This window comes from Pseudomonas sp. No.21, from assembly GCF_054558415.1.
In genome coordinates this window covers 425,899-444,707 of record NZ_BAAJNO010000004.1, presented here as the reverse complement: position 1 = coordinate 444,707, position 18,809 = coordinate 425,899, and the positions used below count along the sequence as shown (strand labels likewise).

The window sequence follows — 18,809 nt, the reverse complement described above, 5'->3', positions numbered from 1 at the left end:
CCTATATATAAGGAAGAGCCCGGCCCGTGCCGGGCTTTTTCGTCAGGGTAGCGCCAGGCCTTCTTCGAGCAGCATGTCGACCAGGCGGATCAGCGGCAGGCCCACCAGGCTGGTGGCGTCCTCCCCCTGGGTGGAACGGAACAGGCTCACGCCCAGTCCTTCGGCCTTGAAACTGCCGGCGCAGTCGTAGGGCTCTTCGGCATGGAGGTAGCGCTCGATGGTTGCTTCGTTCAGGGAGCGGAAGTTCACCGTGAAGGGCACGCAATCCACTTGGCAGCGGCCGCTGCGGGTGTTCAGCAGGGCGAGGCCGGTGAGGAAGGTGACGCTGGTGCCGCTGGCGGCCAGCAGCTGGCTGCGGGCGCGCTCGAACTCCAGGGGCTTGCCGAGTATCTGCTCGCCGAGGACGGCTACCTGGTCGGAACCGATGATCAGGTGCTGGGGGTGCAGGTCGGCCAGGGCGCGTGCTTTTTCTTCGGCCAGGCGGCGTACCAGTTGTTCGGCTGTTTCGTGAGGGTGGCGGGTTTCATCGATGGCCGGCGCGCTCCATGTGAAGGGCAGGCGAAGGCGTTCAAGAAGCTCGCGGCGGTATGGCGAGCTGGATGCGAGCACCAGAGGTGGCATGCTGATCTCCCAGTCAGGAAGCGGGAATTCTATAGCCCTAGCCGCATGGCGGACAGGGCGGAATTTGTTTTGACAGGTGCTGGGTGCATCCCTAGAATGTCGCGCCTATGTTGAATGGGCCGATTCCACCTCACGTCGATCCGCGCAAGATGGCTGATCGCGGCGTAACCCTCCAGGGCGAGCTGCAACTCTCCAGTCTTGAGCGTCTCTGCGACCCGCTTGCCGATAATGCAGGCATCGTACGCACGAAACTTGTTTTCGGGCGCGACGAGCGCAGGACTGCGATTATTCGCAGTGAAATCGATGTCGAGGTCAAGATGGTGTGCCAGCGTTGTCTGGAGCTGGTCGTGCTGCCGATCCACAGTGAATGCACGTACGCCGTGGTGAAGGAAGGCGCAGACAGCGAGTCACTGCCCAAGGGCTATGACGTGCTGGAAGTGGGTGAGGATCCTCTGGATCTTCTGACTCTGGTCGAGGATGAGCTCTTGCTCGCCTTGCCCATTGTTCCGGCCCATGACCCTGAAGATTGCCAGCAGCCGGAGGGGCTTGATGAGCCCGAGCCGAGTGAGAACGAGGTGACGCGGTCCAACCCGTTCAGTGTATTGGCGCAGTTAAAGCGTGACCCAAACGTTTAGGAGTTAATTGATTATGGCTGTTCAGCAGAACAAAAAATCCCGCTCTGCCCGCGACATGCGTCGTTCCCACGATGCCCTCGAGGCCAACGCCCTGTCCGTCGAGAAGAGCACCGGTGAAGTGCACCTGCGTCACCACGTATCCCCGGAAGGCGTATACCGTGGTCGCAAAGTGATCGACAAGGGCGCTGACGAGTAATCCTTGTCCGCTCCGATCATCGCGATTGACGCAATGGGCGGGGACTTCGGTCCCCGTTGCATTGTTCCTGCCAGCATCGCCTGTCTGGCTGAGTTCCCCTCGCTCCATCTCATTCTTGTCGGCCAAGCCCATCTGCTCGAAGAGCTGATCGCCCGTGAAAACGGTGTCGACCGTCAGCGGCTTTCCGTCGAGCATGCATCCGAAGTTGTCGGCATGGACGAGCGCCCGTCCCAGGCGCTGCGCGGCAAACCCGACTCCTCCATGCGCATTGCCCTCGACCTGGTTCGTGCAGGTCGTGCCCAGGCTTGCGTCAGCGCCGGCAATACCGGTGCGCTGATGGCGCTATCCCGCTACATGCTCAAGACCCTGCCGGGCATCGATCGCCCTGCGATGGTCAGTGCCGTGCCCACGGCCAAGGGGCATTGCCATCTGCTGGATCTCGGTGCCAACGTCGATTGCAGTGCCGAGCACCTCTATCAGTTCGCCGTCATGGGCTCGGTCGCGGCCGAAGCGCTCGGGGTGTCGCGCCCGCGTATCGCGTTGCTCAACGTCGGCACCGAGGACATCAAGGGCAATCAGCAGGTCAAGCTGGCGTCCAGCCTGCTGCAGCAGGCCGAGGGCCTGAATTACATCGGCTATATAGAAGGCGACGGTCTGTACCGTGGCGAGGCCGATGTGGTGGTATGCGACGGTTTCGTCGGCAACATCCTGCTCAAGTCCAGTGAAGGCCTGGCGTCGATGATCTCCGCCCGTATCGAGGCGCTGTTCACCGACAACCTGGGCTCGCGCATGGTCGGCGCCCTGGCGCTGCCGTTGCTGCGGCGCTTGCAGGGTGACCTGGCGCCTGCCCGGCATAATGGTGCGAGCTTTCTCGGCCTGCAGGGCATCGTGGTCAAGAGTCACGGCGCCGCTGGCTCCGACGGTTTCCAGAGCGCCATCCGCCGCGCGCTCATAGAGATCCGCGAGAACCTTCCCCAGCGCCTGCACGGGCGTCTCGAGGATCTGTTGCTCTAGGATGTGACCGCCGTCTGCGGCCTGTCATCCAACTGTCAGTTCCTTGCGCTTGGCTATGCCCGGCGCTCCCGTACACCGATCAAGGCAAACAAGGGAATAGTTCCGATGTCCGCATCCCTCGCATTCGTTTTTCCCGGCCAGGGCTCACAGTCCCTGGGCATGCTGGCCGAGCATGGCGCTTCGCAGAAGCTGGTCCTGGATACCTTCGCCGAAGCCTCCGAAGCCCTGGGCTACGACCTCTGGGCTCTGGTCCAGCAGGGGCCGGAAGAAAGCCTGAACCAGACCGACAAGACCCAGCCTGCCATCCTCACCGCCTCCATTGCACTCTGGCGCCTGTGGCTGGCCGAGGGGGGCGCGCGCCCGGCCTATGTCGCCGGTCACAGCCTGGGTGAGTACTCGGCGCTGGTCGCCGCCGGCAGCCTGGGCTTCGCCGATGCGGTGAAGCTGGTCGAGCGTCGCGGCCAACTGATGCAGCAAGCCGTTCCGGCAGGGCAGGGCGGCATGGCCGCCATCCTCGGCCTGGAAGATGCCGACGTGCTCGCTGCGTGCGACGAAGCTGCGCAGGGGGATGTGGTCAGCGCGGTCAATTTCAACGCACCCGGCCAGGTGGTGATCGCCGGTAGCGCCGTTGCCGTCGAGCGTGCCATCGACGCCTGCAAGGCCCGTGGTGCCAAGCGCGCCATGGCGCTGCCGGTCAGCGTACCCTCCCATTGCGCACTGATGCGCCCGGCCGCCGAACGCTTCGCCGAGTCGGTCGAAGCCATCGCCTGGCAGGCTCCGCAGATCCCGCTGGTGCAGAACGTCAGCGCCGCTGTCGTGGCTGACCTCGGCGTCCTCAAGGGCGACCTGCTGGCCCAGCTCTACAGCCCCGTTCGCTGGGTCGAGTCCATGGTCCGCCTGTCGGAGCAGGGCGTGACCGAGTTGGTCGAGTGCGGCCCCGGCAAGGTTCTTTCCGGCCTGAACAAGCGCTGCGTGAAGGGCATCGGTACGCACAATCTGGATACCCCCGACGCTTTCGCAGCCGCTCGTGCTGCGTTGGCCTGAGCAAGGAGAAGACTATGAGTCTGCAAGGTAAGGTCGCCCTGGTCACCGGTGCGAGCCGTGGCATCGGTCAGGCCATCGCGCTGGAACTGGGTCGCCTGGGTGCCGTCGTCATCGGCACCGCCACCACCCCGAGCGGTGCCGAGCGCATCGCCGAATACCTCAAGGAAAATGGCGTCCAAGGCGCCGGCCTGGTGCTCGATGTCAGCAATGACGAGTCCGTCGCCAGCACCCTTGAACACATCCAGCAGCACCTCGGCCAGCCGTTGATCCTGGTGAACAACGCCGGCATCACCCGCGACAACCTGATGCTGCGCATGAAGGACGACGAGTGGTTCGACGTCATCAACACCAACCTCAACAGCCTCTATCGCCTGTCCAAGGCCGTGCTGCGCGGCATGACCAAGGCGCGCTGGGGTCGCATCATCAACATCGGCTCGGTGGTGGGTGCCATGGGCAACGCCGGGCAGGTGAACTACGCCGCCGCCAAGGCCGGCCTGGAAGGCTTCGGCCGCGCACTGGCCCGTGAAGTCGGCTCCCGCGCCATCACCGTGAACTCGGTGGCGCCCGGTTTCATCGATACCGACATGACCCGCGAGCTGCCGGAAGCCCAGCGCGACGCACTCCTGGGGCAGATTCCGCTGGGTCGCCTGGGACAGGCCGAGGAGATCGCCAAGGTGGTCGCATTCCTCGCTTCCGATAGCGCATCCTACGTGACCGGGGCTACTATCCCTGTGAACGGCGGCATGTACATGAGCTGAATGTGACGATTCCCTTCAGGAAACTGTCATAGGAGCTGTCTAAAATCCGGTACATACGTGCAATTGGGTTATGGACGGGTCCAGACGGGGCCTGGAGGGGTTGGCATCCCGCTTGAAATGCGGAAAACCCTTTCTATACACTGCAGCCCAAGCTGCACGGATTTTTCCATAGGAGTGAAAACAAGGTATGAGCACCATCGAAGAACGCGTCAAGAAAATCGTCGCCGAGCAACTGGGCGTTAAAGAAGACGAAGTAACCAACAGCGCTTCCTTCGTCGAAGACCTGGGCGCCGACTCCCTTGACACCGTTGAGCTGGTGATGGCTCTGGAAGAGGAATTCGAGACCGAGATCCCGGACGAGCAAGCTGAGAAGATCACCACCGTTCAGGAAGCCATCGATTACATCAACGCGCACGCGCAATAAGTAATCGTCGATTCCCGACTCGGAAAAGCCGCACGACCGTCAGGTCGTGCGGCTTTTCTTTAAGTGTCATCCAACCGCCGTGTAGAAATTGAGGAGAGCACAGTGTCGCGTAGACGCGTCGTGATCACTGGCCTTGGCATGCTGTCGCCGCTGGGCACCAACGTCCCGGACAGCTGGCAGGGCATTCTGGCTGGCCGCAGTGGCATCGGCCTGATCGAGCATATGGACCTTTCCGCCTACTCCACCCGCTTCGGTGGTTCGGTGAAGGGCTTCGATGTCGAGCAGTACCTGTCCGCCAAGGAAGCTCGCAAGCTCGACCTGTTCATCCAGTACGGCCTCGCTGCCAGCTTCCAGGCTGTGCGTGATTCCGGCCTGGAAGTCACCGACGCCAATCGTGAGCGCATCGGTGTGGCCATGGGCTCCGGTATCGGCGGCCTGACCAATATCGAGAACAACTGCAAATCGTTGATCGAGCAGGGGCCGCGGCGTATTTCGCCTTTCTTCGTTCCCGGTTCGATCATCAACATGGTGTCCGGCTTCCTGTCGATCCACCTGGGGCTGCAGGGGCCGAACTACGCCATCGCCACCGCCTGCACCACGGGCACTCACTGCATCGGCATGGCCGCACGCAACATCGCCTATGGCGAGGCCGACGTGATGATCGCCGGCGGTTCCGAGATGGCCGCCTGTGGCCTCGGCCTGGGTGGTTTCGGTGCCGCGCGGGCGCTGTCCACGCGCAACGATGACCCTGCCGCCGCCAGCCGCCCCTGGGATCGTGGTCGTGATGGCTTCGTGCTTTCCGACGGCGCCGGTGCGCTGGTCCTCGAGGAGCTGGAGCACGCCAAAGCCCGCGGCGCCACCATCTATGCCGAGCTGGTCGGCTTCGGCATGAGCGGCGACGCCTTCCACATGACCTCGCCGCCGGACGATGGCGCCGGCGCCGCGCGCTGCATGCGCAACGCCCTGCGCGATGCCGGCCTGAACGGTGACCAGGTGCAGTACATCAATGCCCATGGCACCTCCACCCCTGCCGGCGACAAGGCGGAGGCCGCAGCGGTCAAGAGCGTGTTCGGCGATCATGCCTACAAGGTCGCGGTGAGCTCCACCAAGTCCATGACCGGCCACCTGCTGGGTGCCGCCGGTGCCGTCGAGGCGATCTTCAGCGTGCTGGCGATCCGCGACCAGGTGGCACCGCCGACCATCAACCTGGATGACCCGGACGAGGGGTGCGACCTGGACTTCGTGCCCCACGAAGCCCGCTCCATGCCCATCGACGTGGTCCTGTCCAACTCCTTCGGTTTCGGTGGCACCAACGGCTCCCTGGTGTTCCGCCGGTTCGCCGATTGATGCTGGCCTGGGTCGACGGCCTGCCGGCCGGCTCGCTGTCTCTCAAGGATCGCGGGCTGGCCTACGGCGACGGGCTGTTCGAGACCATCGCCGTGCGCGGTGGTCGACCCGGGCTGCTGGAGCGTCATCTCGCGCGCCTTGCCGAAGGTGCGCGTCGCCTGTCCCTCGAACTCGACCTGCACCTCGTGCGTGAAGAGCTGCTGGCGTTCTGCGCCCAGCAGGGCGAGGGCGTCGCCAAGCTCCTGGTGACCCGCGGCGACGGCCTGCGCGGCTATGCACCGCCCAGCACGCCGCCCCGGCGCATCCTCATGGGCAGTGCCCACCCCGCTTATCCCGAAGCCAATGCCCAGCAAGGCGTCGAGCTCTTCCCCTGCGCCACGCGCCTGGCCGAGCAGCCCCTGCTTGCAGGCCTCAAGCACCTCAACCGCCTGGAGCAGGTGCTGGCCCGAGCGGAATGGCAGGACGCTCGCTTCGCCGAAGGGCTGATGCGTGACGTATCCGGTCGGGTCATCGAAGGGGTGTTCAGCAACCTCTTCCTGGTCAGTGGCGGCGTAGTGATCACCGCCGATCTCACGCGCAGTGGCGTGGCCGGCGTGATGCGGGCCGAGCTGCTGGAACAGGCATCGGCCCAGGGCATCGCCACGCACGTGCGTGATATCGAGTACGAGGAACTGCTGGGAGCCGACGAAGTCTTCCTCTGCAACAGCCTCTACGGCGTCTGGCCCGTGCGTGCCTTCGCCGGGCGCGACTGGTCGGTCGGGCCGCTCACCCGTAAACTGCAGGCCCTTGCCCGCGCCCTACTGGATTGCTGATTCGTGATACGCAAATTGCTCGTGCTGCTGCACAGTGGCCTGATCCTCGGCGGCCTGGTGTTCGCCTATGCCGGTTGGCAGCAGCGTGAAGCCCTGAAGCAGCCGCTCGTTCTCGCCGGGGAGCAATTGCTCGATGTGCCGGCCGGGTCCACCCCCGGTGGCCTGCTCAACCGGCTGGAAGAGGAGGGCGTGATCCAGGATGCGTTCTGGTTGCGCCAATATTGGCGCTTCAACCTCGCGGGGCAGTCGCTGCACAGCGGCGAATACCGCATGACGCCGGGGATGGACGCCGCTCAATTGCTGGGCCTCTGGCAGCGTGCCGACGTGGTGCAGTACAGCCTGACGCTGGTGGAGGGCTGGAATTTCCGTCAGCTGCGTGCGGCCCTGGCCAAGCAGCCCAAGCTGGAGCAGACCCTGGCGGATGCCAGCGATGCCGAGCTGATGAAGCGGCTCGGCCTGGAGGGGCAGCACCCCGAGGGGCGTTTCTTCCCCGATACCTATCGCTACGTGCGCGGCATGCGTGACATCGACCTGCTCAAGCAGGCCCACCAGCGTCTCGAACAGGTGCTGGAGAGCGAATGGGCGAAGCGGGCGGATGACCTGCCCTACGCCGACCCCTACCAGGCGCTGATCATGGCGTCGATGGTGGAGAAGGAGACCGGCGTGCCCAGCGAGCGCGGCCAGATCGCCGGTGTCTTCGTGCGTCGCCTGAAGCTCGGCATGCTGCTGCAGACCGACCCCACGGTGATCTACGGCCTGGGCGAGCGCTACGCCGGCAAGATCACCCGTGCCCACCTGCGTGAAGCCACGCCTTACAACACCTACGTGATTGCCGGCATGCCGCCGACCCCCATCGCCATGGTCGGTCGCGAGGCGATCCATGCCGCCTTGCACCCGGTGGATGGCAAGAGCCTCTACTTCGTGGCCCGTGGCGACGGCAGCCACGTGTTTTCCGAATCGCTCGCCGACCACAACCAGGCGGTGCGTGAATACCAGTTGAAGCGGCGCGCGGACTATCGCTCCAGCCCCGCTCCCATCACCAACAAGGACACACCGTGAGCGGCCTGTTCATCACGCTCGAAGGTCCCGAAGGGGCCGGCAAGAGCACCAATCGCGACTTCCTCGCCGAGCGCCTGCGCAGCCACGGCATCGACGTGCTGCTGACCCGCGAACCCGGTGGCACGCCGTTGGCCGAGCGCATCCGTGAACTGCTCCTGGCGCCCAGCGATGAAGCCATGGCCGCCGATACCGAGCTGCTGCTGATGTTCGCTGCCCGCGCCCAGCACATCGCCGGGGTGATCCGCCCGGCGCTTGCCCGGGGCCAGGTTGTGCTTTGCGACCGTTTCACCGATGCCACCTACGCCTACCAGGGCGGAGGGCGAGGGCTGCCCGTCGAGCGCATCGCGTTGCTGGAGAACTTCGTCCAGGGCGAACTGCGTCCTGACCTGACCCTGGTCTTCGACCTGCCCGTGGATGTCGGCCTCAGCCGTGCCGCCGCACGCGGTCGCCTGGACCGTTTCGAGCAGGAAGACCGCAGCTTCTTCGAGGCCGTGCGGCAGACCTACCTGCAGCGGGCCGCCGCAGCACCTGAACGCTACCGTGTGCTGGATGCCGCCGCCCCGCTGGCCGACGTCCAGCAGACCCTCGAAGCCCTGCTGCCCGAACTGCTGGAGCGTTGCCGTGGCTGAAGCCTATCCCTGGCAGGAATCGCTCTGGCAGCACCTCGCCGGTCGTCCGCGCCATGCCCACGCCTATTTGCTGCATGGCCCGGCCGGCATCGGCAAGCGGGCCCTGGCCGAGCGCCTGATGGCGCGTCTCCTGTGCCAGAAGCCCGAGGGCCTCGATGCCTGCGGCCAGTGCAAGTCCTGCTACCTGCTGGCCGCCGGTACCCACCCGGACAACTTCGTGCTGGAGCCGGAAGAAGCGGACAAGGCGATCAAGGTCGACCAGGTCCGCGAACTGGTCGAGTTCGTGGTGCAGACCGCACAACTCGGTGGGCGCAAGGTCGTCCTGCTCGAACCCGCCGAAGCGATGAACCTGAACTCCGCCAACGCCCTGCTCAAGAGCCTGGAAGAGCCTTCGGGCGACACCGTGCTGCTGCTCATCAGCCACCAGCCCAGCCGGCTGCTGCCGACCATCAAGAGCCGCTGCGTGCAACAGGCCTGCCCACTGCCGGGCGAGGCCGACAGCCTGGCCTGGCTGGCGAAGGCACTGCCGGATGCCGACGAGCAGGTCCGTCGGGACCTGCTGGTGCTGGCCGGCGGCTCACCGCTCACCGCCCAGCGCCTGCACGGCCAGGCGGTGCTGGAGCAGCGCGCCCAGGTGGTGGACGGGGTGAAGAAGCTGATCAAGCAGCAGGCGGGGGCGAGCCAACTGGCCGAAGGCTGGAACGCCGTTCCGCTGATCCTGCTGTTCGACTGGTTCTGCGATTGGGCACAACTGATGTTGCGTTACCAACTGACGGGCGATGAAGACGGCCTGGGCATGGCCGACATGCGCAAGGTCGTCCAGTACCTCGCCGGCAAGGCACCCCAGCACAAGGTGCTGGGGTTCCAGGACTGGTTGCTGCAGCAGCGGCAGAAGGTGCTGGGCAAGGCCAACCTCAACCGTGTCTTGCTTCTCGAAGCCTTGCTGGTGCAGTGGGCAAGCCTGCCCGGACCGGGCTAGAATCCACCGCTGAGCCAGCTAGCCAGGAAAGCCGCATGAGCCTGCCACCCAATCTGGGCCCGCGTAACGGGATCCTGTCCTTGACCATCAAGGACAAGTCCGTGCTGTATGCCGCCTATATGCCCTTCATCAAGAACGGCGGCCTGTTCATCCCGACGAACAAGAGCTACAAGCTCGGCGACGAAGTGTTCATGCTCCTCAACCTCATGGACGAGCAGGAAAAGATCCCGGTGGCCGGCAAGGTCGTCTGGATCACCCCGAAGGGCGCCCAGGGCAACCGTGCCGCCGGCATCGGCGTGCAGTTCAACGATGGCGACACCGGTGCGCGCAACAAGATCGAGACCTACCTCGCAGGCGCCCTCAAGTCGGACCGCCCCACCCACACCATGTAAAGCCGCGCCGGCCCCTCGTTGGCCGGCGCCTGCTGACGTCAAAGTGATCCGAACCATGCTGGTCGATTCCCACTGCCATCTCGATCGCCTCGATCTCGCCGCTCATGGCGGTTCCCTCGATGCGGCGCTCGAGGCTGCCCGTGCCCGCGGTGTCGGGCAGTTCCTCTGTATTGGCGTCAGCGCCGACAACGCCGCCGCGGTCAAGGACCTGGCCAGCCGCTATGCCGACGTGCATTGCTCCGTTGGCGTGCACCCGCTGGACCTGGCCCCCGGTGAAGCACTGGCGCTGGACTGGCTGCTGGGTGAGCTCGACCATCCCCGCGTTGCCGCCATCGGCGAGACCGGCCTCGACTACCACTACGAGCCCGAAGCCGCCGAGTTGCAGCAACAGGCCTTCCGCCTGCATCTCGAAGCCGCCCGCATCACCGGCAAGCCGGTGGTCGTGCACACCCGCGAGGCGCGCGCCGATACCCTGGCGCTGCTGCGCGAGGCAGCGCTGCCCCAGGCGGGCGTGCTGCACTGCTTCACCGAGGATTGGGAAATGGCCAAGGCGGCCCTGGACATCGGCTTCTATATCTCGCTGTCCGGCATCGTCACCTTCCGCAACGCCGAAGCGCTGCGCGAAGTCGCCCGGCAGGTGCCGGCCGACCGCCTGCTGGTCGAGACCGATTCGCCCTACCTGGCCCCCATTCCCCATCGAGGCAAGCCCAACCTGCCCGAGTACGTGCGGGAGGTCGCCGAGTTCCTCGCCCAGCTGCGCGGGGTGGAGTTCGAGCGCTTCGCCGAGCAGACCACCGCCAACTTCCGGCGCCTGTTCCCCTTGGCGCGCCTGGCGGGTTGAAACTCGCGGGCAAAAAAAACCCGGGTTCTGGGGGATGAATCCGGGTCAAGACCATTAGGAGTAAAACAAAGGTACGCGATCCTCGGTACCTTGACTGGTGGGGCACTTGGGGGGAGATGCCGCACGCCAGTCAATTGAGTATTGGTCAATATCCCCTACCGTCCAGACGCGATTGCTCGTTTTTTAAACAGATTTGGAATACGCGCAGGGCGTCTGAGTCCTCAAGCGTCTGCCGACTGGGCCTGTGCCTGCTGGTGACGGCCTTGCCTCTTCCTGACCGGGCTGCGCTCAATGGTCGCACCCCGAATCCATGCGCTGGCGTGCGTCATCTTATGCGGGTGGTGTGGCGTTGTGATCCGAAAGCCTACTGCGGGCGCGCTTCGCGTTCATCGGTATTACCGCTGCAAGCCATCTGGTTCGCGGTTTCCAGAGCGTTCGAGCGCGCCCTGAAACATGTCGAACCCATCTGGCAATAGGCTCATAGTCGGATGTTCCGTGCATTTTGGCGCTAATTAGGCATAATACGCGGCTTGATTTTTGACCCTACAGTCCCTTTATGCAGAAAGAACCCCGTAAAGTCCGTGAGTTCCGCCGTCGCGAGCAGGAAATCCTCGACACCGCCCTGAAACTGTTCCTGGAACAGGGTGAAGACAGCGTCACCGTCGAGATGATCGCCGACGCGGTGGGCATCGGCAAAGGCACCATCTACAAGCACTTCAAGTCGAAGGCGGAGATCTACCTGCGCCTGATGCTCGATTACGAGCGTGACCTGAACGAGCTGCTGCATTCGGCGGATGTGGACCGTGACAAGGAAGCGCTGTCGCGCGCCTATTTCGAATTCCGCATGCGTGACCCGCAACGCTACCGCCTGTTCGACCGCCTGGAAGAGAAGGTGGTGAAGAACAGCCAGGTGCCCGAGATGGTCGAGCAACTGCACAAGATCCGTGCGTCCAACTTCGAGCGCCTGACCCAGCTGATCAAGGGTCGCATCGCCGAAGGCAAGCTGGAGGACGTCCCGCCCTACTTCCACTACTGCGCGGCCTGGGCCCTGGTGCATGGCGCCGTGGCGCTCTACCACTCGCCGTTCTGGAGCAACGTCCTCGAGGACCAGGAAGGCTTCTTCCAGTTCCTGATGGACATCGGCGTGCGCATGGGCAACAAGCGCAAGCGCGAGAATGACGCTCCATCGGGCTGAGTGATCGCGCCCAGCCGGATGGCAAATGCATGGGACTGGCGATGGGGCGGCGATATACTTCGCCCCATTCCCCGTCGGAGCGTCCCATGATCGTCGACCGCCAAGGCAGGCGCTTCCGCAACCTGCGCATCAGCCTGACCGCCGCCTGCAACTACGCCTGCACCTACTGCGTGCCGGACGGCAAGCGCCTGGTCGCGGCACAGGACGAGCTTTCCGCCGAGGCCATGGTGCGCGGCGTGTCCTACCTGATGGAGGCCGCCGGCATCGAGCGCCTGCGCATCACCGGCGGCGAGCCGCTGGTGAGCCCCAAGCTCGATCACTTCCTTCGCGGCGTCAGCGGCCTCGGCCTCGATGACATCAGCCTCACCACCAACGGCCAGCTGCTCTCGCGCAAGCTGCCGCTGCTGGTCGATTGCGGCATCCGCCGCCTCAACGTTTCCCTCGACACCCTGGATGCCGATGCCTTCCGGGGAATCGCCCGTGGCGGTGACTTGAAGACCGTGCTGCAGGGGCTCGCCGAGGCCCGGGCGGCGGGGCTGAAGATCAAGCTCAACATGGTGCCCCTGCGTGGACAGAACCTGGACCAGGTCATGCCGCTGCTGGAGTACTGCCTGGAGAACGGCTTCGAGCTGCGCTTCATCGAGCTGATGCGCATGGGCCACCTGGCTCGCGATGGCGTCGGCTTCCAGCAGCAGTTCGTCGGCCTCGACGAGCTGCTCCGGCTGATCGGCGAGCGTCACGAATTCGTCCAGGCCGAGGCGCCGGTGGATGCCACCGCGCTGCGCTATGCGATTCCCGGCCAGGGGCATTTCGGCATCATCGCCAACGAGAGCGTGCCGTTCTGCCGGACCTGCTCGCGCCTGCGCCTGTCCTCCACCGGCTGGCTGCATGGCTGCCTGTCATCGAGCAACCGTCACTACGTCGGCGACCTGCTGGACAAGCCTCGCCACCAGGCCCTCCCGGGCCTGCAGCGGCTACTGGTCAAGGCCCTGGCGGACAAACAGGACATCGCCTTCTCCGGCGGCGTCACCGTCATGAAGATCATCGGCGGCTGAACGCCCGATCCCGATGGGCGCGGCGCCGCAGTTCAGGTCGCATGCCTGCGCTCCTCGTAGGCATCGTCCTCCACCAGCAGCGCCTCGATGGCGGGGAAGCAGCTCTCCATCGCGGCGACGAGCGTCGGATCGAAGTGGCTTCCCGCCTGCTCGCGGATGAAGGCCTGGGCGCGAGCGCTCTCCCAGGCCCGCTTGTAGGGGCGGTCCATGCGCAGCGCATCGTAGACATCGCAGAGGGCGACTATCCGCGCCGAGAGGGGGATGGCCTCGCCGACCAGGCCACGTGGGTAGCCGCTGCCGTCCCACTTCTCGTGGTGGCAGTAGGCGATCTCGGCAGCCATCTCGCTGAGCTCGGTGCCGGGGTCCTCGTGCAGGATGGTGTAGCCGATCACCGGGTGTTCCATCATCTGGCTACGCTCCTCCGCCGTCAGCGTGCCCTGCTTGAGGAGGATGCCGTCGCTGATGCCTATCTTGCCCAGGTCATGCATCGGGGCTGCCAGCCGTATCGTCTCGCACCAGGCGCTGGGCATGCCCAGCTTGGCGGCCACCATCGCGGCGGATTCCCCGATGCGCATGATGTGATCGCCAGTGTCGTTGTCGCGGTAGCAGGCGGCCCTGCCCAGCGCGCGTATGGCCGAGCGGTAGCTTTCCTCCAGCTGGGCCGTTCGGGCCTGTACCTTGCTCTCCAGGTCCCGATTGAGCTGCTCGAGGCTGGCGGTGGCGTGCGCCAGGCTCAGGCAGTTGCGCATCCGCAGGAGCAGTTCGGGCAGGTCCACCGGCTTGGTCAGGTAATCGTTGGCACCCAGTTCGAGACCACGCCGACGGTTTTCCGGGTCGTTCAGCGCGGTGAGGATTATCACCGGGCAGCGCGAACGGTTCCGGCCACCCAGATGGCCAAGGATTTCAAAGCCATCGGGTGCCGGCATGTCCAGGTCGAGCAGCAGCAGGTCCCATGGATTGGACCTCAACCATTCCAGGCCCGCTGCGGAATCGGTGAAGCTGGTGACATGGCGCAGGCCGAACGCCTTGACGCTGGATTCCAGGAGCCGGAGGTTGGCCGGGATGTCGTCGATGATGACGATGCGGGTTTCCGGGGGGATGCTAGAGAACATCTGACTCCTCCTGAATCATCAGCGCGCTGACCAGCTCGCGCATCTCGTCGATGTTGATCGGCTTTCTCAGCACCGCCTTGAAGGCGTAGTGCTGCAGGGCGCGATGATCCGGTGCTTCGCTGAGCAGGATGACGGGGATGTCGCCGCCTCCGGGGAGCGTCTTCAGGCGATCGGTCGCTTCGGCGCCCGGCACCGTGCAGTCCATCAGGAGCAGGTCCGGGAGCTCCTTGTCCAGCGCCTGCGCAAGCCCGTCGCCATGCTCGAACGGTGTCACCCGGGCGACACCGCGAAGCGCCTGCGCCACCCGTTGCTGGCTGGCCGGCTGATCATCGAGGTAATACACGCTCAGTGGCCTTGGCCCACACTGCCTGGGCGTCTCCTCGGGAGCGAGGGAGAGCTCGATCCAGAACCGGCTGCCCACGCCCGGCTCGCTGTGCAGGCCCATGCAGCCCTGCATCAGTTCGGCCAGCTCGCGACACAACGACAGCCCGATCCCGGTGCCCTGGATGGACGTGTTCTCCTTGCCCAGGCGCTGGAAGGGTTCGAACAGCGCTTTCTGCAAGGCCGGCTCGATGCCTTCGCCGCCATCTTCCACGTAGAGGCGCAAGCGGCCGCCGATGGTTTCCGTGCCCATCGCCAGCAGGCCGGCAGGGCGGTTGTACTTGATGCCGTTGGACAGCAGGTTGATCAGCACCTGGCGCAGGCGCCTCGCGTCGGCCATGACGTGCACCGGCCCGTCCGGCAACTGCACGTGCAGGTCGAGGCCCGCCGTCTCCGCCTGTGCCCTGATCATCTCGGAGCATTCGAGCATCAGTGCACCGATCTCCACCGAGCGCAGGGTGAGCCGGGGGGCCTCGGCCTGCAGGCTGGACCAGTCCAGCAGATCGTCGACCAGTTGCCCCAGGTGTCCGCTGGCCAGCAGGATCTCGTCCAGGGGCTGCGTATCCGCCTGCTCCTCCTCGGCCTTCATGCGCAGCAGCTGTGCGAACCCGTGGATGGCGTTGAGCGGCGTGCGCAGCTCGTGGCTGATGCTGGAGATGAAGCGCGATTTCGCCTGGCTGGCGGCCTGGGCCTCGCGGGTGCGATGACGGAGGTCCTCCTCCACCTGCTTGAGTACCTGGATGTCCACGAAGGTGCCGGCGGCAAGGCGTCTGTCGGGCTCCTGCTCCAGATGGAGTATCCGGCCGCGGCAGAGCATCCAGATGATCGACTCGTCAGGCCCGAGCACACGCAGCTCGAGATCGATGCGGGTGAGGTTGCCGATCCGCAGCCCCTGCAGTGCGGCGTCGAGCCTGGGAACGTCCTCGGGAGCGATGCGGGAGAACAGGTCCGCCCGGGCCAGCTCGCTGTCAGGCAGTTTGAAGCGTTTGCCGAACTCCCCGCGAAAAAGCAGGCGGTCCTTCGCCAGGTCGTACTCCCAGAGCCCGGCGGTGACGCTTTCGATCACCAGCTCCAGGCGTTGCTGGGTCGAGCTGCGCTGCATTTCGCTGAGATTGAGCTGCTCGCCCATGACCATCACGGATTCGGCCATCTGGTCCAGTTCATGGATAGAGGACACCGCACGCCTCGGGTGCCATTCACCCCTGCCGATCCTTCTCAGCATCTCGGCGATGCCGTCGATCGAGTCCCGCAGCTTCTCGCTCAGGCTTCTCGCCCTTATCCACATGTAGGTGAAGAAGCAGAGATAGAAACCGATCATCCCGGCGATCAGCAGGTAGCCGATCGCCTGGTAGTGGCCGGCCAGCGAGTTCGTCGCCGCCATCACTTCGCTCTTGTCCGCCAGGGCGACCAGGCGCCATCCGGCGGGTTGGATCTCGTCCCAGGCAACCAGGTGCGTCTTGCCGCGCAGGGTGATCTCCGCATGGCCGCCGGGATTTTCCGCGAGCAGCCCGGCCAGGGCCCTGGTATCGGGACGGCGGTCCAGGTTGAAGTCGTCCGGCTTGAAGCGTTCGGTGCGGACCGCCTCCCGGTAGGTGTGCCCCGTCAGTTCCCGCAAGTCGAAGTCATGCTCTGCCGCACGGGGCAGCGCCAGGATGTTCATGTCCTTGCTGACGAGCACCAGATAGCCGCCCCAGCCGATATGCAGCTTGCCGATCTCCTGGAGGATGCCGTCCACCGTGAGGTCCATCCCGACCACCCCCTCCAGGAAGCCGTCGCGGTAGACGGGGAAGATCGAGGATGCCATCCAGCCGTTGCCGGCCGGGTCGAGGTAGACGTCGGTCCAGCGCTGCAGGCGATCCGGGTTGTGGGCCGCATCCGCCAGGTAGTAGAAGTTGTAAGCGGGGATGCGCATGTTGTGCGGGTACAGCAGGTCGGTGCGAAACCACGGGTAGATCCTGTTGTAGCTGTCCCAGGCATTGAAATAGAGGCTGGAGATCAGCGGCTGGTGACGCTTCATCTCCTTCATCAATGGGTCGAGCATCGAGAGCCGTCGCGCCCTTTCCTGGCTGGCCTTGCCGGCGGACGAAAGGCTGGAGTAGAACGATGCCGCCCCGCCCAGGTCCTCGGGGCTGTAGCGGGCGCCATCCTCGGTGGTGGCGAGCTGCTCGATGGGCGCGAGGGAGGCAGTGGAAAGTGCCAGCTCGGCCAGGTGGCCGAACAGTTCGGTGTTGCTCGCGATGTGCGCCAGGTGGTCCTGGATGATCTGGGCGTTCTGGTTGGCCGTAGCCTCCAGGCTGTCGAGTGCGTTCTGCTGCAGGTAGGTGATCTGGGCGTCGCGCATCTGCTGGTTGCTCAGCAGGTAGCAGGCGATCAGTACGGTTTCGACCAGGATCAGCGGCAGCAGCGCGCTCTGCACGAAGGCTTTCCAGATCCACTGGCGCAGGCCGATCTTGCGGGTGATTCCACTCATCTACCTTTCCTTGCGCGGTGCGCCGGGCATTGCCGTATCCACAGGCTAGGCCAGGCGGTCCCCTACCGGGGTGGCGCCGATCCCGAGCGATCAGAACGACTCGAGATAAGCGCAGCGGCGGCTATTGCGATCCGTCACAGGCGGAACGAGGCGACGGCAGACTTGAGCTCCACGGCCAGGCGCGACAGGTTCTGGCTGGAGGCGCGGGTCTGGTTGGCTCCCGCCGAGGTCTGGGTGGACAGGTCGCGGATGTTCACCAGGCTGCGGTCGACCTCGCGTGCTACAGCTGCCTGTTGCTCGGCAGCGCTGGCGACCTGGACGTTCTGTTCGTTGATCGAGGCGATGGTCCGGGCGATGTCGCCCAGGCTGCCATCGGCGGCCTGGGCGAGGTCCACCGTTGTCTGGGCCAGGCGCGAACTGCTCTGCATCGTGGCGACTGTGGCGCTGGCCTCCTGCTGCAGCTGGTTCACCATCTGCTCGATTTCCTGGGTGGATTGCTGGGTGCGCTGTGCCAGCAGGCGAACCTCATCGGCCACCACCGCGAAGCCGCGCCCCTGCTCGCCGGCACGGGCGGCCTCGATGGCGGCGTTGAGGGCCAGGAGGTTGGTCTGCTCGGCGATCGAGCGGATCACATCGAGCACCTTGCCGACGTCCTGCATCTGCCGGGCGAGCTTCTCGACACGCTCGGCGCTACCGGTCACGTCGGTCGCCAGGGCGTTGATCGAGCGCACCGTCTCACCCACCTGCTCGCGGCCATGGCGCGTGGCGGTGTCGGCCTGGCGCGAGGCGTCCATGGTCGTGGCCGCGTTGTGCGCCACCCCATCCACCGCCGCACTCATCTGGTTGCATGCCGTGGCCGCCTGCTCGATTTCCTGGTTCTGCCGCAGGAGGTCCCGGCTGGTGTCTTCGGTCACCGCATGCAGTTGCTCGGAGGCCGAGGCGAGCTGGGTGGAGGAGTCGGCGATGAGGCTGATGGTCTGCCGCAGGTTCTGCTGCATGCCGCGCAGGGCGCTCATGAGGGAGGTCGCCTCGTCGTGCCCTTCAACCGGAATGTCACGGCTCAGGTCGCCCTGGGATACCTGGCTCGCCACTTCGACCGCCTGGTTCAGCGGCCTCACGATGCTGCGCGAGAGGAGGAGGGCAAGGATGACGGCCAGGCCGACGGCCCCGGCGAGGATCAGCCAGACCAGCAGGTTGGCGTGTTGGAATGCGGAGTTGCTGGCCGTCGAGGCCTGCCTGGCTCCCTCCTCATTGATTTCGATCAAGGCCTTGAGGTCGGTGCTGAGCGCACTGCCCAGTTCATTGAGCCTGGTGGTGACGATCGATTCGGCTTCTTCCCGCTCACCGGCTGCCAAGCGTTCTATCACTGCGCGGCGGACCTCCAGGTAGCCGCGCAGGTGCTCGACATAGCGATCGAAGAGCTTCTGCTCCTCGTCGCTCGAAATCAGTTTGATGTAGGTGTCCTGGGCTTTTTGCAGGGTGGCTTCGTCCGTGACGAGGCGGGCTTTGGCCGCTTCATCGAATGTCACCAGGGCCCGCAGCGTGGAGGCTCGAAGCTGGAGGGTCGCCTCGTCCATGTGGCTGATCGCGACGATGCTGGGCAGCCAGTTTCCATCGACCGCTTGGGAGCTGTCATGCATCTGGTGCATCTGCATCAGGGAGCCGCCCCCGACCAGCATCAACAAGGTGACCAGCACCGCAAAGCCTGCATTGATGCGGGTGGAGACACGCAAAGAGCGAATCAGCATGATGATCTCCCACGTTGCACGGGTGTAGCGATGGGTATGCCCGGTAGAAGGTTTAGGTCATGGGCGGATGTTTAACGAGCCGTTCGTGAAAAGTGCG

General features: G+C 65.0%; 19 protein-coding genes and 1 pseudogene. 15 read left to right on the top strand and 5 right to left on the bottom strand.

Annotated features, from left to right (window positions below; all coding sequences use genetic code 11):
- Window positions 1-42: 42 nt before the first annotated feature.
- Window positions 43-621, bottom strand: coding sequence for a Maf family protein (locus ACYJSS_RS10445; RefSeq protein ID WP_111262433.1), 579 nt, complete (start codon window positions 619-621; stop codon window positions 43-45).
- Window positions 622-728: 107 nt separating this feature from the next.
- Between ACYJSS_RS10445 and ACYJSS_RS10440 the strand changes: the two genes are divergently transcribed.
- From ACYJSS_RS10440 to ACYJSS_RS10370, 15 genes are all read left to right on the top strand, one after another.
- A complete protein-coding gene (locus ACYJSS_RS10440; RefSeq protein ID WP_111262432.1) occupies window positions 729-1,256 on the top strand; it encodes a YceD family protein in 528 nt (175 codons plus the stop codon).
- A gap of 13 nt (window positions 1,257-1,269) precedes the next feature.
- The gene (rpmF, locus tag ACYJSS_RS10435) at window positions 1,270-1,452 is read left to right on the top strand and encodes a 50S ribosomal protein L32 (RefSeq protein WP_013791824.1); all 183 of its coding nucleotides are present in this window, start codon (window positions 1,270-1,272) and stop codon (window positions 1,450-1,452) included.
- A gap of 3 nt (window positions 1,453-1,455) precedes the next feature.
- Window positions 1,456-2,466: a phosphate acyltransferase PlsX gene (plsX, locus tag ACYJSS_RS10430; protein ID WP_111262431.1), complete on the top strand. Its 1,011-nt coding sequence runs from the start codon at window positions 1,456-1,458 to the stop codon at window positions 2,464-2,466.
- Window positions 2,467-2,571: 105 nt separating this feature from the next.
- Complete coding sequence (gene fabD, locus ACYJSS_RS10425) at window positions 2,572-3,510, top strand: ACP S-malonyltransferase (protein ID WP_111262430.1); 939 nt, start codon at window positions 2,572-2,574, stop codon at window positions 3,508-3,510.
- 14 nt (window positions 3,511-3,524) lie between these two features.
- On the top strand, window positions 3,525-4,268 hold the full coding sequence (gene fabG, locus ACYJSS_RS10420) for a 3-oxoacyl-ACP reductase FabG (RefSeq protein WP_111262429.1): 744 nt from the start codon (window positions 3,525-3,527) through the stop codon (window positions 4,266-4,268).
- A 187-nt stretch (window positions 4,269-4,455) separates the two neighbouring features.
- Window positions 4,456-4,692 (top strand): acyl carrier protein, encoded by a 237-nt coding sequence (gene acpP / locus ACYJSS_RS10415; protein ID WP_016493661.1) that lies wholly within the window; start codon window positions 4,456-4,458, stop codon window positions 4,690-4,692.
- Window positions 4,693-4,794: 102 nt separating this feature from the next.
- Window positions 4,795-6,039: a beta-ketoacyl-ACP synthase II gene (fabF, locus tag ACYJSS_RS10410; protein WP_111262428.1), complete on the top strand. Its 1,245-nt coding sequence runs from the start codon at window positions 4,795-4,797 to the stop codon at window positions 6,037-6,039.
- Window positions 6,039-6,851, top strand: a complete 813-nt coding sequence (pabC, locus tag ACYJSS_RS10405) for an aminodeoxychorismate lyase (RefSeq protein ID WP_236205748.1) — start codon at window positions 6,039-6,041, stop codon at window positions 6,849-6,851. The genes fabF and pabC overlap by 1 nt, the downstream gene beginning before the upstream one ends.
- A gap of 3 nt (window positions 6,852-6,854) precedes the next feature.
- Window positions 6,855-7,910: an endolytic transglycosylase MltG gene (mltG, locus tag ACYJSS_RS10400; protein ID WP_236205749.1), complete on the top strand. Its 1,056-nt coding sequence runs from the start codon at window positions 6,855-6,857 to the stop codon at window positions 7,908-7,910.
- The gene (tmk, locus tag ACYJSS_RS10395) at window positions 7,907-8,539 is read left to right on the top strand and encodes a dTMP kinase (protein ID WP_111262425.1); all 633 of its coding nucleotides are present in this window, start codon (window positions 7,907-7,909) and stop codon (window positions 8,537-8,539) included. The genes mltG and tmk overlap by 4 nt, the downstream gene beginning before the upstream one ends.
- A complete protein-coding gene (locus ACYJSS_RS10390; protein ID WP_236205750.1) occupies window positions 8,532-9,518 on the top strand; it encodes a DNA polymerase III subunit delta' in 987 nt (328 codons plus the stop codon). The genes tmk and ACYJSS_RS10390 overlap by 8 nt, the downstream gene beginning before the upstream one ends.
- Window positions 9,519-9,553: 35 nt before the next feature.
- On the top strand, window positions 9,554-9,910 hold the full coding sequence (locus tag ACYJSS_RS10385; protein ID WP_021217603.1) for a PilZ domain-containing protein: 357 nt from the start codon (window positions 9,554-9,556) through the stop codon (window positions 9,908-9,910).
- A gap of 55 nt (window positions 9,911-9,965) precedes the next feature.
- Complete coding sequence (locus tag ACYJSS_RS10380; protein WP_111262423.1) at window positions 9,966-10,751, top strand: TatD family hydrolase; 786 nt, start codon at window positions 9,966-9,968, stop codon at window positions 10,749-10,751.
- Between the two features lie 556 nt (window positions 10,752-11,307).
- A complete protein-coding gene (locus ACYJSS_RS10375; RefSeq protein WP_021217601.1) occupies window positions 11,308-11,946 on the top strand; it encodes a TetR/AcrR family transcriptional regulator in 639 nt (212 codons plus the stop codon).
- A gap of 86 nt (window positions 11,947-12,032) precedes the next feature.
- Window positions 12,033-13,001: a GTP 3',8-cyclase MoaA gene (locus ACYJSS_RS10370; protein ID WP_111262422.1), complete on the top strand. Its 969-nt coding sequence runs from the start codon at window positions 12,033-12,035 to the stop codon at window positions 12,999-13,001.
- 32 nt (window positions 13,002-13,033) lie between these two features.
- Here the strand turns inward: ACYJSS_RS10370 and ACYJSS_RS10365 are convergent, their stop codons facing one another.
- The 4 genes and pseudogenes from ACYJSS_RS10365 to ACYJSS_RS10350 form a co-directional block, all read right to left on the bottom strand.
- On the bottom strand, window positions 13,034-14,113 hold the full coding sequence (locus tag ACYJSS_RS10365) for a response regulator (RefSeq protein WP_236205751.1): 1,080 nt from the start codon (window positions 14,111-14,113) through the stop codon (window positions 13,034-13,036).
- A complete protein-coding gene (locus ACYJSS_RS10360; RefSeq protein ID WP_236205752.1) occupies window positions 14,103-16,964 on the bottom strand; it encodes a hybrid sensor histidine kinase/response regulator in 2,862 nt (953 codons plus the stop codon). The genes ACYJSS_RS10365 and ACYJSS_RS10360 overlap by 11 nt, the downstream gene beginning before the upstream one ends.
- 134 nt (window positions 16,965-17,098) lie before the next feature.
- On the bottom strand, window positions 17,099-17,962 hold the full coding sequence (locus ACYJSS_RS10355; protein WP_459479866.1) for a methyl-accepting chemotaxis protein: 864 nt from the start codon (window positions 17,960-17,962) through the stop codon (window positions 17,099-17,101).
- Window positions 17,954-18,712: pseudogene (locus ACYJSS_RS10350) on the bottom strand (MCP four helix bundle domain-containing protein); the annotation flags it as partial. The gene ACYJSS_RS10355 and the pseudogene ACYJSS_RS10350, both read right to left, overlap by 9 nt.
- Between the last annotated feature and the right edge of the window lie 97 nt (window positions 18,713-18,809).